Annotated in this window: 15 protein-coding genes; 8 read left to right on the top strand and 7 right to left on the bottom strand. The window is 58.1% G+C overall.

The annotated features are described in order from the left end of the window. Window positions 1–46: 46 nt before the first annotated feature. Window positions 47–745 (bottom strand): NAD-dependent deacylase, encoded by a 699-nt coding sequence (locus ACR0DS_RS17155; RefSeq protein WP_480560333.1) that lies wholly within the window; start codon window positions 743–745, stop codon window positions 47–49. A gap of 27 nt (window positions 746–772) precedes the next feature. Here ACR0DS_RS17155 and ACR0DS_RS17150 point away from each other — a divergent pair, with 27 nt between their 5' ends. Beyond that, entirely contained in the window at window positions 773–1,216 is a 444-nt protein-coding gene (locus tag ACR0DS_RS17150; RefSeq protein WP_480560331.1) for a low molecular weight protein-tyrosine-phosphatase, read from the top strand. Here the strand turns inward: ACR0DS_RS17150 and ACR0DS_RS17145 are convergent. After that, entirely contained in the window at window positions 1,213–2,166 is a 954-nt protein-coding gene (locus ACR0DS_RS17145) for a LysR family transcriptional regulator (RefSeq protein WP_267365618.1), read from the bottom strand. The two genes, ACR0DS_RS17150 and ACR0DS_RS17145, sit on opposite strands and share 4 nt — an antisense overlap. 65 nt (window positions 2,167–2,231) lie before the next feature. Then, window positions 2,232–2,540 (bottom strand): hypothetical protein, encoded by a 309-nt coding sequence (locus ACR0DS_RS17140; protein ID WP_480473632.1) that lies wholly within the window; start codon window positions 2,538–2,540, stop codon window positions 2,232–2,234. A gap of 190 nt (window positions 2,541–2,730) precedes the next feature. Here ACR0DS_RS17140 and ACR0DS_RS17135 point away from each other — a divergent pair, with 190 nt between their 5' ends. The 3 genes from ACR0DS_RS17135 (at window position 2,731) to ACR0DS_RS17125 (ending at window position 6,755) form a co-directional block, all read left to right on the top strand. Continuing rightward, entirely contained in the window at window positions 2,731–3,747 is a 1,017-nt protein-coding gene (locus tag ACR0DS_RS17135; RefSeq protein ID WP_480555988.1) for a hypothetical protein, read from the top strand. A gap of 163 nt (window positions 3,748–3,910) precedes the next feature. Next, window positions 3,911–5,710: a translation elongation factor 4 gene (gene lepA / locus ACR0DS_RS17130; protein ID WP_480560328.1), complete on the top strand. Its 1,800-nt coding sequence runs from the start codon at window positions 3,911–3,913 to the stop codon at window positions 5,708–5,710. 118 nt (window positions 5,711–5,828) lie between these two features. Beyond that, window positions 5,829–6,755, top strand: coding sequence for a S1 family peptidase (locus ACR0DS_RS17125; RefSeq protein WP_480560326.1), 927 nt, complete (start codon window positions 5,829–5,831; stop codon window positions 6,753–6,755). A gap of 566 nt (window positions 6,756–7,321) precedes the next feature. Here ACR0DS_RS17125 and ACR0DS_RS17120 read toward each other — a convergent pair. The 4 genes from ACR0DS_RS17120 to ACR0DS_RS17105 form a co-directional block, all read right to left on the bottom strand. Next, window positions 7,322–8,086: a hypothetical protein gene (locus tag ACR0DS_RS17120; protein WP_480616872.1), complete on the bottom strand. Its 765-nt coding sequence runs from the start codon at window positions 8,084–8,086 to the stop codon at window positions 7,322–7,324. Window positions 8,087–8,524: 438 nt separating this feature from the next. Beyond that, on the bottom strand, window positions 8,525–8,941 hold the full coding sequence (locus ACR0DS_RS17115) for a type II toxin-antitoxin system Phd/YefM family antitoxin (RefSeq protein ID WP_480560322.1): 417 nt from the start codon (window positions 8,939–8,941) through the stop codon (window positions 8,525–8,527). 831 nt (window positions 8,942–9,772) lie between these two features. Continuing rightward, entirely contained in the window at window positions 9,773–9,910 is a 138-nt protein-coding gene (locus tag ACR0DS_RS17110) for an entericidin A/B family lipoprotein (RefSeq protein WP_209505735.1), read from the bottom strand. Between the two features lie 60 nt (window positions 9,911–9,970). Next, the gene (locus tag ACR0DS_RS17105) at window positions 9,971–10,312 is read right to left on the bottom strand and encodes an ArsR/SmtB family transcription factor (protein WP_209505737.1); all 342 of its coding nucleotides are present in this window, start codon (window positions 10,310–10,312) and stop codon (window positions 9,971–9,973) included. Window positions 10,313–10,671: 359 nt separating this feature from the next. Here ACR0DS_RS17105 and ACR0DS_RS17100 point away from each other — a divergent pair, with 359 nt between their 5' ends. The 4 genes from ACR0DS_RS17100 (at window position 10,672) to ACR0DS_RS17085 (ending at window position 13,727) form a co-directional block, all read left to right on the top strand. Next, window positions 10,672–11,304, top strand: coding sequence for an ATP-dependent Clp protease proteolytic subunit (locus ACR0DS_RS17100; protein WP_480484514.1), 633 nt, complete (start codon window positions 10,672–10,674; stop codon window positions 11,302–11,304). Between the two features lie 132 nt (window positions 11,305–11,436). Further along, entirely contained in the window at window positions 11,437–12,705 is a 1,269-nt protein-coding gene (gene clpX / locus ACR0DS_RS17095) for an ATP-dependent Clp protease ATP-binding subunit ClpX (protein WP_209505741.1), read from the top strand. A 195-nt stretch (window positions 12,706–12,900) separates the two neighbouring features. Continuing rightward, window positions 12,901–13,263, top strand: a complete 363-nt coding sequence (locus ACR0DS_RS17090) for a RidA family protein (RefSeq protein ID WP_480560320.1) — start codon at window positions 12,901–12,903, stop codon at window positions 13,261–13,263. Window positions 13,264–13,343: 80 nt separating this feature from the next. After that, window positions 13,344–13,727: an NADH:ubiquinone oxidoreductase subunit NDUFA12 gene (locus ACR0DS_RS17085; protein WP_267364687.1), complete on the top strand. Its 384-nt coding sequence runs from the start codon at window positions 13,344–13,346 to the stop codon at window positions 13,725–13,727. Window positions 13,728–13,736: the final 9 nt, after the last annotated feature.

Below are 13,736 nucleotides of genomic sequence, written 5' to 3'. Positions count from 1 at the left end.
GCTATCGCAGATAGTGTACACAAATTAAGCCAGCGTTGTCTGTAGCTTAAGAATTTTCCGCAAGAAGCTGACCGACCCATCGCGGAACCGTTTCGGATGCCCTGCCGACAATGCGCTCGTCAAAGCCCGACGCCCCGGACGTCGGCTCCAGATTGATCTCGACCGTCCGCGCACCCGCCGCCTGCGCCTCGTGGACAAAGGCCGCCGCCGGATAGACCTGACCCGAGGTGCCGATGGCGGCAAAGATCGATGCGTTGGCAAGGTGGTCGTAGATGTCGTCCATGTAATAAGGCATCTCGCCGAACCAGACCACATCGGGCCGGGCGGTGGGCTGGCCGCAGGCGGGGCAGGGTTCGGCGACGGCCATCTCGGGCGGGGCGGGCCAGCGATGATCACACCCGGAACACAGGGCACCCGCCAATGTGCCATGCATGTGGATGACACCCCTCGCACCGCCCGCTTCATGCAGGCTGTCGACGTTCTGGGTCACGATCACGACCTCTGCGGGCCAGCCCTGCTGCAACCGGGCCAGCGCCATGTGGGCCGCGTTGGGTTGCACAGCGGCGGCCTGAACGCGGCGCGCATTGTAAAACCCCTGCACCAAGGCGGGATCGCGGGCAAAGCCGTCGGGCGTGGCCACATCCTCGATCCGGTGCTGCGCCCACAGCCCGCCTTCGTCGCGGAAGGTGCTCAGCCCGCTTTCAGCCGAAATCCCGGCCCCGGTCAGAATGACGATCTTTCCCATATCCCCTCCGCGCGTTACACCTTGGCCATGACACACCGTATCCTCTTTGTCTGCCTGGGCAATATCTGCCGCTCTCCCGCGGCCGAAGGCGCCTTTCGCGCCCGCGCACCGCATCATGCAACCGACAGTGCCGGAACCATGGGCTGGCACGCGGGCAATCCGCCCTATGGCCCGATGCAGAAGGCCGCAAACCGCAGAGGCGTCGACCTCGGCGACCTGCGCGCGCGCCAGTTCACCGCCGCGGATTTCGACCGGTTCGACCTGATCATCGGCATGGATGCCCAAAACATCGCCGATATCGAAGACCTGCGCCCACCGGGCAACGGCACACCGGTTCGCCTGTTAACGGATTTCGCCCCTCATACCGGTGCCGATCACGTACCCGATCCGTATTACACGCGGGATTTCGACGGCGCGCTGGACCTGATCGAGGCCGCAGTTGACGGGCTTGCCACCCATCTGGACACCTAGCCGCCGGTCACCCGCAACTGGCCACTCAGCCAGGGCAGCTTGGCAAGCGCCGGGTCCACGATCTGGTTCTGCATCAGACGCCGGGTCATGCCCGCAACCTCCTGCGGGACCTGATCGGACCACTCGGTGCGCGCCAGCAGAGATATGTTGCGCGAGAAATCCCCGAACGGGGCAGGGTGCGCCTCCAGCCCCTCATGGAACCGCGCCGCGCGCATGAAGCCCAGCGGCGTGGTGATCGCCCAGCCCAGACCCCGCGCCACCATGGCCATCAGCGCCATGTGCGAGCCGATCTCGAACCGTTCCTCGAACACCTGCGAGCGGCGCGCCAGATGCGCCTCGATCTGGCGGCTGATCAGCTGTTCGCGGGCATAGCGCAGAAACGGCAGCCGCTCCTGCACGGCCTCGACGCCCCCCGATCCCTGCGGGGCCACCAGAATGAACGGATCATGGACCAGCGGGTATTCGACCACCCCCTCCAGCACTTCGCCGCTATGGGCGGTGACCGCCATATGCAGGCGCTGCTCGGCCAGCGCCTCGAACAGATCAAGGCTCGACAGGGTGATCAGCTTGAATTTCGACCGGGTCAGGCTGTCGGCCAGCAAGGTGGCCAGCCGCGGTGTCAGATCATTGTCGAAATCGTCGATCAGCCCGATCGACAGCGTGGTCAGATGCCCCAGATCCATGACCGACAGCTCGCTCTGGGCCATGTGCAGCTCGGACAGAACCGCCTCGGCCCGCGCAAGGAAACTGCGCCCCGCCTGCGTCAGCCGCATCGGTCGCCGCCCGTGATCGACCAATTCGGTCCCCAGCGCGTTTTCCAGATTGCGCAATTGCTGCGAAACGGATGGCTGGCTGAGCCCCGTGATCTCGGCAGCCTGCGCCACCGATCCCGTCCGCGCCAATGCCTCGAACACTTCAAGGCCCCGCAGGGTCAGCCCTTTCATTACCATGCAATACACCTTTCGCTGCGCCTTTCTGGGGCGCAGCGTGGATCAGGTCAAGCATTCTGAACGGGTTAGCTGCAGATCGCCTGCGCCATCTGGCCAAAGTTCTGGTACCGATCCCACAGCGCATCATCGCGCGCGGATTTCGACATCTTCAGCACCTGCGCCTGATGGGGGTCCTTGAACCATTTCGCCACGGTCTTCTGATCACTGCGCGTCAACGCCTGATCCGCCACGCGCTGAATGCAGCTGCACCGGTCCCGCGTCGCCGCCGAGCGGTCCGACGCCATGCACGCCTGCCTGATCTGCGCCGCATCCGCGACCTGAGCCACCGCCGTCAGCGATGCCGCACAAAATGCGATAATGAGGAACTGTTTCATACTCGAGCCTCGTTTTTGCCTGCCCGGACGGGTCTGGCGCCCCTCTCGGTCTGCGGCGGAGTATGAATCAAACGGGGGGTGGGATCAATTGTTTTGACAGTCAATTCAAGCGGTGCTGAATTGACGAGGATAAAAACAACGCACTAAAATACTTCGGAAGTTAATATGAGCAGTCAATTCAAGGGATAGGATGGTGATTTCTATCAAATCTTTTTTTATGTCAGTGCTACTTTGTTTGTCTCCGATAGCGGCCTTGTCGGATACGTCTTTTTTGCAAGGCGAGGATGCGCCGGAATTCAAGGAGGCGGTTAAGGCCTGGTTGGACGGTGATGATTTGGCAGCATTGCAAAGTTTCTCTGAACAGGCGCAACAGGGGAACGCAGCGGCTCAAATATTACTATCGAGCATTGCAAGCCAGAGTAGTTTTCACGCGCATGTAACTTCTGAAATGGATCGCAAGGACCGCATTGCTCTGTTACGAAAACCCGGTGGCCTATCGGGCAAGTCATGGCTCACAGAGGCACAAAACTCTGAACCATTGGCCCTTGCTTTACTGCAAGTGGCCAAATTCGAAGATAAAGCGCCCGCTATCGCAGCGCTAGTCGAACTTGGTGAGCCAATAACAGCAATGTTTGCCGCGCAATCCATGCTTTACGATGGAAGAGGGGCTGATTTGGTTGAGGTTTTGCAAGGCCTGGATCGCAAATTGCCTGAAGAAGCTGGCATATTCTTGTACTGGGCGTCGTACCTGCAGTCACATAGTTCGGATGGTCCAAATTATGGAGGTTCGGCATCGCTGGCCTGGCTTAATACTGGAGATGATCGCTTCAAAGCGGCTGAGTTAGCTTGGGGCATATTCACTCCAAGAGAATTGATAAATGACACCGACATCAGAGAGGCAGCGGCTGAATTGAGCGCGGAGGTAGTAGCTTGGACCCCCATTCGTAACTTTTGTAGTGACTACTGTGCGGAAGAGGTTCCCGATTGCACCGTCACTGCAGCTGCGTTGCTCGCCTCACCTTATTCTCCAAGAAGCCCGCTACAGAGCTTGATCGCCAATGAAGACTATTGGTCGAGTGATCGCATTGAAGGCGACGTTGCGCGTTCAATTCTTGACATCCGGGATGTGGAGTTTGCTTCAGAGTATACGTACAATCAGTGCTTTACATCCAACATGCAGGCCCTTCAGCGAGCGCATTGGCCTTGAAACGGTATTTCGCCGCAATGCAAGTTTATCTCCTGCATCAAGTTTGGTGCTAAGTACAATCCTTGAAGCGATTTGTATGCGATTGGCAATGAAGTTGTATTGGTCGCGGCAGATCATCTTGAACCATTGACCACAGCCCATTTCCGACGCATATCCCCACTCCATGACAGACCTCGCTCATATCCGCAATTTCTCCATCGTCGCGCATATCGACCATGGCAAATCCACCCTTGCTGACCGGCTCATCCAGGAGACCGGGACAGTGCAGGATCGTGACATGAAGGAACAGTTGCTCGACAGCATGGATATCGAGCGCGAGCGTGGCATTACCATCAAGGCCAACACCGTTCGCATCGACTATACCGCCGAGAATGGCGAGACATATGTGCTGAACCTGATCGACACCCCCGGCCACGTGGATTTCGCCTATGAGGTCAGCCGGTCGATGCGCGCGGTCGAAGGCTCGCTGCTGGTTGTGGACAGCACCCAAGGGGTCGAGGCGCAGACGCTGGCCAATGTCTATCAGGCCATCGACGCCGATCATGAGATCGTGCCGGTGCTGAACAAGATCGACCTGCCCGCCTCCGATTGTGACCGCGTGGCCGAGCAGATCGAGGACGTGATCGGTATCGACGCAAGCGACGCCATCCGGGTCAGCGCCAAGACCGGGCAGGGCATCCACGAAACGCTGGAGGCGATCGTGCACAAACTGCCCGCGCCGCAGGGTACTCTGGACGCGCCGCTCAAGGCGATGCTGGTGGATTCGTGGTACGACGCCTATCTGGGCGTCATCGTTCTGGTCCGCATCATGGACGGCACGTTGAAAAAGGGGATGCGGGTCAAGTTCATGTCGAATGGCACCCTGCACCATGTCGACCGCGTCGGTGTCTTCCGCCCGCAAATGCAGATGATCGACAGCCTCGGCCCGGGCGAGATCGGGTTTCTTACCGCCTCGATCAAGCAGGTCCGTGACACCCGCGTCGGCGATACCATCACCAATGACCGGGGCGGCGCCGAAGTCGCGCTGCCGGGCTTCAAACCCGCACAGCCGGTGGTGTTCTGTGGCCTATTCCCGGTGGATTCCGCCGAATTCGAAGACCTGCGCGACGCGATCGAGAAGCTGGCGCTGAACGACGCCTCATTCTCGTATGAGATGGAAACCTCGGCCGCGCTTGGCTTTGGCTTCCGCTGCGGCTTCCTGGGCCTTCTGCACCTCGAGGTCATCCGCGACCGGATCGAGCGTGAATACGATATCGACCTCATCACCACCGCGCCCAGCGTGATCTATCACGTCTACATGAAAGACGGTGAGATGATCGAGCTGCACAACCCCGCCGACATGCCCGACCTGTCCAAGGTCGACCACCTTGAGGAACCGCGCATCAAGGCGACCATTCTGGTGCCCGACGAATATCTCGGCGACGTGCTGAAACTCTGCCAGGACCGCCGCGGCATCCAGATGGACCTGACCTATGCGGGCCAGCGCGCCATGGTCGTCTATGACCTGCCCCTGAACGAGGTTGTCTTTGACTTCTACGACCGCCTGAAATCGGTGACCAAGGGCTATGCCAGCTTTGACTACCAGATGACCGGCTACCGTCAGGACGCGCTGGTCAAGATGTCGATCCTTGTGAATGACGAACCGGTCGACGCGCTGTCGACCATGGTTCACCGCGACCGGGCCGAGATGCGGGGCCGCGCGATGTGCGAAAAGCTCAAGGACCTGATCCCGCGCCACATGTTCAAAATCCCGATTCAGGCCGCCATCGGAGGCAAGGTCATCGCCCGCGAGACCCTGTCCGCCCTGCGCAAGGACGTGACCGCCAAATGCTACGGCGGCGACGCCACCCGGAAACGCAAACTGCTGGACAAGCAGAAGGCGGGTAAAAAGAAGATGCGTCAGTTCGGGAAGGTGGATATCCCGCAGGAGGCGTTTATTTCAGCGTTGAAGATGGACAGCTAAAAGCTGTCGATTTTAACGGTGGGTGGGCGAAAGCGGTTGGCGCAGCCAACTGCGTGCCCACACGTCATTTTATAGGGTAGAACCGTTTGTAAGAAATAGTTGATTGGATTTTCGGATCGTGAAACGAACTCGCGAAAGAGTTTTGAAAAGTATTGAACGGCGACTGCGCTTGAGGCGTCACAGTCATAAACGTGCGACCGATGCTGTGTTTCCTATCACGCTTCGAAGAATTTATCCGACCGGAGGCGAGCATAGCTGTTCTAGTATTGGGACGGCATTTATCGTGAAGTCTTATGACGATCCGTGTTGGTATCTGATTTCAAACTATCATTGCTTTGCAGGAAAAGATCCGTCTTCAGGAAAAGAATTCGGATCCTTTGTTCCAAATTTTGTTGATGTGGAATTTAGATATGAAGTCCCCTCCGATCGAGAAGGGTTTGTAAAAATTTCGTCGATGCCAGTACGCTTTCCCCTTTTGAAGGATGATGACACACCGCTTTATTGGGACCTGCTAGCGGAAGAAGAAAAAACTTATAGAGCTGACTTAGCAGTATTACCGATTGATATCCCTAAATCGCTGCCAAACATACCTGATTCAAGGATTCTAGCTGATCATACCGCGTTTTGGAGTCTCAATGTTGGCGCGAAACTGTCGGTTGGTGAAGATTGCTTTGTTGTTGGCTTTCCCAAGGGGCTGCAGGGTGACGGCCGTATGCCCGTTTGGAAGCGGGCATCAATAGCTTCTGAGCCGGACAATACTTATGATGAGAAACTTGCATTTCTTGTTGATACAGTAACGCGAAAGGGAATGTCCGGATCGCCGGTTGTTGTTCGAAAACCTAAAGATATGGATCAACTGGCTCGATTGCCGGGAGATTTGTCTGAGTTAATGGAAGAGAAATTGGTTGGCGTATATTCCGGGCGAATTGGGAAAGGCGAAGAGGAGGTGCAGTTGGGAATTGTTTGGTCAATTGAGTTGGTCGATTTGTTGATAGCTTCGTTGCCAAACGAAATAGAGATATCTCGACCAGTTTTCCATAATTAACCCACCCGCCCGGCGGCACCGCCGGGCCGCGCCGACCCGTCCCCATGGGGCGGCGCGTTTGCGCCACCCCTCGGGTCGGTCGCGTCCCTCTGTTCTGCTGATCAGCCGTCTGGCCAAGACTGGGTTGCCGAGTTAGGTTCTCAAGATGAATTTTTCTTATCGAAATGTGCTGGAACGCAGACCAATCGTAACCATAGCACTGACATTTCTTTCGTTTTTCGTTATCGGAAGTTTTTTGAACTCATACCATGTCGCGCGGTCTGATTGGGGTTTTAACCCCGTATGGTTGGCTGAGGCAGGTTTGGGTGTATGGATGATTTACACTGTCCTTCAGATCGGTGCCTATTTAGTCAGGACGTTTCGATAGGGTCGTAGGGCGGGCTTCAGCCCGCCAATCCTCCACTCCGCCATCTCCCCGATCCCAAACCAACACGCATGGAAAGGCTGTATCCGGTGGCGGGCTGAAGCCCGCCCTACGGGGTGGGGTTGGTATCAGCGCTTGCGTCCTTGGGGCTTTGGCCGGGTCGCTACCCTCGGGTCTGCGGATCAACCGTCTGACCCACACCTCACCCGCGCGGCACCAGATGCAACCATTGCATCGGAAAGCCGCGTCCCTCAGACAGGATCGGCCATTTGAAATCATCCCCCAACCGGATGATCTCGTCCATCTCGGACGTGTCGCGCACGCTTCCGTCCACATAGGTGATATCAAAATACCCGGCGCAGAACGCTTCGATCGCTTTCAGTTTCGCATTACCATCCTCCACCATCTGGGGGTGCAGTTCGATCAGAAACTCCGATCTGCGGAAATGCGTCAGAAAATCTTCGGTCAACAGGCGGAATTCGACGCCCTCGATATCGATCAGAAAGAAGATGTCCGCCGGGTCGGGGGCCACGCTCGCGATATTTTCCACCGTGTCCGTCAGCGCATCCCCAAACACCGTCACGCGGTCGCCCACGCCGTTATGTTCCGCCGTTTCGCGGATGACATCCCGGCCTTTTGCCGAAACCTCAAAGCACACGCTTTTTTCGAACTGCCCGGCGGCCACCAGCCCGACGCCCCAAAAGCCGTCCGCCGCGCCGATATCCACCAGCACCGGCTTGTCCGAGCTGCTCAGCACCTTCAGGTTCTGCTGCTCATACAGGCCAAAGATTTTCGTGGCCGTATCCGAATGCCCGCCCCAGAATGCGTTTTCGACAAAGCGAAACCCCTTCATCGGCCCGCACAGCACCTGTCCGCGGCTTTGTTCCAGCACGAACAGTGAAAACTCGTTGCGGAACTTGCGCACAACGCTCTTGAACTCTCGATGTTGTCGTTTTGGAAATCGCATGTTCTGTCTGGGGCTTTTCAAGTTGGATCGGACGCCCCTGGATGAGGGCAGTTGCCTGAAACCCCTGTTTAAGTTGTGGCGCGCGGTGTTGGAAGGAAAAACGCAATGCGCGATACCGGGCAGGGTGGGGTTTTCTTCTTGCCCACCTTTCCCGCGCATAAACCCTTGATGAAGTTTCCTTCAGACAGGTTGCAACCGCCGCGCGCGCTTCCAATCTCAGTCACAGGCCAGCACGGCCCGCACCCCAAAGAAGGGTGCCGATCATCAGATCAGAGATTTCCGTAGCCTGCACACCGGGACTGTTTTCGACCCCGTTCCGGCCCGTCAGGTGAACCGAAGCGTTTCCGGCCCGGTCGGGTTGTTAAGGGGTATAAGCCGCCGTTGCTCACGGATTTCGGCGGAGGGGGTGTTGGTATCACCGCCGGGCCGGAACGCTTCTCAGAAACGGAACCAGCGTCTCCAGAGTGAGGAGACAGGCCGGGCGGCCAGTTCACCGCCTGCGACAGGATCCAGACCGCCCCGCGCAAGAATGCGGCGTTCCTCGGCGCGGGTCATCTGGATCTCGCGGACCTTCAGCGCGGCCTCGCGCGCGGTGACAAAGCGGCCGTCCGGTCCCGGTTCCATGCCGGGGATGTTGCGCCCCTTCGACCACATCCCGCGCAGCCCCGACAGCGGGTGCTTCCATCCGATCTCGTCGTCATCCTGCAACTGCCAGATCCGGTTGGCCTCGGTCATCGAGACCAGCGCGGCCAGCGGCTTGCCGTGTCGGGTCAGGATGATCACCTCACGCGGGTCCTGGGCGCGGGTGATCAGCGGCCCCAGATGGGCGCGGGCATAGGAAATGGTGCAGCGCATCGGCGAATCTCCGTCTGTACGATTCGTAAGATTGGGGGTCCGAGCGTTGTACAAATCGCACAATTTTGGCCTAACGGGCCGCGCGGAGCGCTTTGCACCCGCAGCATCGCAGGAATTTCGGGTGCCGGGGTCACGTCCGGTTTTTTCCGCCCTCAACCCTTCGCGGGATCGGGGATTCTCGGGTTATCCACAAAACTCTCCCGCCGGATATCAACATCTTATCCCCGTCTAATTTTCATGCTGCAGTGCTATTTTCTTGTCGGATGCAGGGCGTGGTGCAACAGTCATCTCACCGCACAGGGTCTTCGGAACCGGGGCGGGACGCAAAGGCCAAGGGGGTCTGAGCAGAGAAGGGCGGGTCTTAGGATTTGCGTTTAGCTGCAAAGGCTTACCGGTAGGTGATCAGCCGGAAATGGGTCTTGGACCCAGGTCGGGTGGCCATCTTCTCAGACGGCCAATGCATGTCGCGATGGACCTTAGGGGACAAAGCGGCGGCTGCAGTCTCTCAGGGGGCTGGGGCGACTGGATCGGAGTGCTCCTCGGGGTACGTCGACCCGGTAAGGCGTCAGGGCGTATCCGAAAGGATACATGCAAAGACCGCGTCTGCGCACCTGACGCCTTTTCCTTTGCCGAAATTCGGTTTCATACAGGCTACCACGCACCCCTGCCGAATGGGAACGGGGCTCTTCTGCGTGCGCGAAAGAGCCCCGATTTAGTGTCAGATATGCAATGCCGCGTCTATGCACCTGTAGGTCTAGACTACTGCGTATGGGCGCACTCTTCAACCATATATTGCGTTAATGTCCGGGTTGCCCGCAAGATAAGCGCGTATTACAGGCTTTCCTGCACGTCCGAAGCTGCGTTCTGGATTGCATCCCCGGCCTTTTCGATATCTTTGCCCGCGCCTTTGGCGGTTTCGCAGGCGGTCAGTGCAAACAGGCTCAGGCCAATCAGAATTACGCGGATCATGTGTGTCTCCTCAGTGCTCGATACGGATTCGGTAGCACCTTTCTCGACACCAAGCCAGAGCTAGCCTCTGTCGTCACCGCAGAACAGCTCGTACACCACCTCAAGCATCCGGCGCGGGCGATCATCTGCCAACCGGTAAAAGATGGTTTTGCCCTCTCTGCGCGGTATCACTAGCCCCTCCAGACGCAGGCGGGAAAGCTGTTGCGAAACAGCGGCTTGTCTGGCGGACAGCAGTTCCTCCAGTTCGGTGACAGATTTCTCACCGGACACCAGGTGGCACAGGATCATCAGCCGGCCTTCGTGACTGATTGCCTTGAGGAAGTTGGACGCGCGTGTCGCGTTATCGACCATACGATCCAGGTCGTGTTGCGGCATGTCCTGGGACAGCTGTGGAAGTGCCATCGAATGTGTTCCTTGTGAACCCTTTGACCGGGCATAGTTTCCGTTACGTAAAGCTCGTCGCCTGCGAGCCACTTCAGTACATGTTTCGATCAATTATTGCTATATGTATGAATCAAAAAACCGTGATGAAAAAAGGGGAACCCGCAGCCGTTTTCCCCGCAGCCCCTTTAGCGGGGCGCAATCATGGATAGGGTGCTGCTACGGGACAGCGGCAGGTGTGACAATCTTATTGACGGCGATCCACATTCATTCCGCGTTCTCACCGACACCCCCTTGCAGCCCCCCGGAGCCAACACTAAGACTCAGGTAACACTTGTTGGGATAATGTCCCGATCCACAGCAAAACAGGCAGGTTACGAATGTTCGATCCCGTAGATACCTACATGAATACGCTTGTTCCCATGGTCGTTGAACAGACCAGCCGGGGCGAGCGCGCGTATGATATTTTCTCCCGCCTGCTGAAAGAGCGGATCATCTTCATCAACGGCCCGATTCACGATGGCATGAGCCATCTGATTGTGGCGCAGCTGCTGCACCTTGAGGCGGAAAACCCCAACAAGGAAATCTCGATCTACATCAACTCGCCCGGTGGCGTGGTGACCAGCGGTTTGTCGATTTACGATACAATGCAGTATATCAAGCCGAAATGTTCCACGTTGGTGATCGGTCAGGCGGCCTCGATGGGATCGGTTCTGCTGGCCGGCGGCGAGAAAGGGATGCGCTTTTCGCTGCCCAACAGCCGGATCATGGTGCACCAGCCCAGCGGCGGATATCAGGGTCAGGCCAGCGATATCATGATCCACGCAGCCGAGACGCAAAAGCTCAAGGATCGCCTTTATGATATCTATGTGCGTCATACCGGGCAGACAAAAAAGGCGGTTGAAAAAGCGCTGGACCGTGACAATTTCATGAGCCCGGAAGAGGCCAAGGAATGGGGTCACATCGACGAGATCGTGGAAAACCGCGCAAAAATGGACGCGGATGAGGTCTGAGTTTCGGAGCCTGCACCACCAGTGCAGGAACCATTTTGAGATTGTAGCGGCCAAAGCGCTGGCCTAAGCTGCACGAACAGGCGAAAACGCATTCCCGCCGGGGGTGCTGGGATGAGGCCCGAAAGGTAGATCATGGCGACGAATTCAGGCGGTGACGGGAAAAACACGCTCTACTGCAGCTTCTGCGGCAAAAGCCAGCATGAGGTGCGCAAGCTGATCGCAGGCCCGACCGTTTTCATCTGTGATGAATGTGTCGAACTTTGCATGGACATCATCCGCGAAGAGACAAAGGCCAGCGGGCTGAAATCTTCGGACGGCGTTCCGACGCCCAAGGATATCTGTGAGGTGCTGGACGATTATGTGATCGGTCAAGCCACCGCAAAACGCGTCCTGTCGGTCGCGGTCCACAACCACTACAAACGTCTGAACCACGCCCAGAAAGCGGGCAATGATATAGAACTGGCGAAGTCCAATATCCTGCTGATCGGCCCCACCGGCTGTGGCAAGACGCTGCTTGCGCAGACGCTGGCCCGGATACTGGATGTTCCCTTTACCATGGCCGATGCCACCACGCTGACCGAAGCCGGTTACGTGGGCGAGGATGTGGAAAACATCATTCTCAAGCTGTTGCAGGCCAGCGAATACAATGTCGAACGCGCGCAGCGCGGTATCGTCTATATCGACGAGGTCGACAAGATCACCCGCAAATCCGAGAACCCGTCGATCACACGCGACGTGTCCGGTGAAGGCGTACAGCAGGCGCTGCTGAAACTGATGGAAGGCACCGTGGCCAGCGTTCCGCCGCAGGGCGGCCGCAAACACCCGCAGCAGGAATTCCTGCAAGTGGATACCACGAACATCCTGTTCATCTGTGGCGGCGCTTTTGCGGGTCTGGACCGGATCATTGCACAACGCGGCAAGGGCTCGGCCATGGGTTTTGGCGCCGATGTGCGTGACAATGACGAGCGCGGCGTGGGCGAGATCTTCAAGGATCTGGAACCTGAAGATCTGCTGAAATTCGGCCTGATCCCGGAATTCGTGGGCCGTTTGCCGGTTCTGGCAACGCTGGAGGATCTGGACGAGGAAGCACTGGTCACCATCCTGACCAAGCCGAAGAACGCCCTGGTCAAGCAATACCAGCGCCTGTTCGAGCTGGAAGATGTTGAGCTGGGCTTCACCGATGACGCGCTGAAGGCGATTGCCAAGAAAGCCATCGAGCGCAAAACCGGTGCGCGCGGCCTGCGGTCAATTCTCGAGGATATCCTGCTGGACACCATGTTCGAACTGCCGGGCATGAAAAATGTCAGCGAGGTTGTGGTGAACGAAGAGGCGGTGATGTCCGACGCGCAGCCGCTGTTCATCTATGCCGATGCGGCCAAGGAATCGGCCTCAGCGGGTTGAGGCCGGTCTTTTCGCGGCGGCGGTGGGACTTCAGTTGAACAGGTTCAGGGGGCTCTGCCCCCGCTGCCCTTCGGGCATCTCCCCCGGGATATTTATAGCCAGATGAAGCTGGGGATCCGTCGCTCGTACGCGAAGGCATGCGCAATCAGGCAGCGGGAGCTTAAGCAAGCTTTCGAACAACAAAGGTGACGGGTTATGACAGTGAAGCGCATTTCTTCGGGCGGTGAGTTTGAGGCGAAAGTCGGCTATTGCCGTGCGGTGGTTGCGGGCGGCTGGGTTCATGTCGCCGGGACCGTCGGGCAGGGCGACGACGTGGTGGCGCAATGCCGGTCAGCGCTGGACATCATCGGCAAGGCACTGGCTGAGGCGGGCGCGGGTTTTGAAGATGTGGTTCGGGTCACCTACATGTTGCCGGACCGCAATGAGTTCGCGCCGTGCTGGCCGGTTCTGGCCGAGACGTTTGGCGCCAATCCACCGGCTGCGACGATGATCGAATGCGGTTTGATTGATCCGAAGTACCGGATCGAGATCGAAGTGACCGCCTTCCTGCCGCAGTGACACTGGAAGCCCAAGGGGCACTGGACCTTGGCGAGCCTTTGGTCCATACCTTCTCTCGACCGAAATGCCGGAGGCAGCCGATGGGAATCCTGAACAGTCTTTTACGAGCCGTGACCTGGTGGAACGGGTCAACACTGAACACGCAGCTTTATACGGCGCGCAAGGGTGTGAAAGTGGGCGAAGACAATGAAGGCAATGTGTTTTATCGCACCGCCGACGACAGCAGGCGCTGGGTGATTTTCAATGGCGAGGCCGAAGCCAGCCGGGTTGACCCCGAATGGCACGGCTGGTTGCACCGCACCTGGGACGAACCCCCGACCGACAAACCGCTGCCGCACAAAGCCTGGGAAAAACCGCATCAGGAGAACCTGACAGGTACGGCGCTGGCCTATGCGCCTGCCGGGTCGCTGCGGCGGGCCAAGCCGGTTGAGCGCAGGGATTACGAGGCCTGGAGCCCGGAATAAACGAGGCGA

This window comes from Ruegeria sp. AF5 (assembly GCF_056541905.1).
Note: the sequence above shows the minus strand (reverse complement) of the source record. Positions and strands in the feature narration are given on the sequence as shown.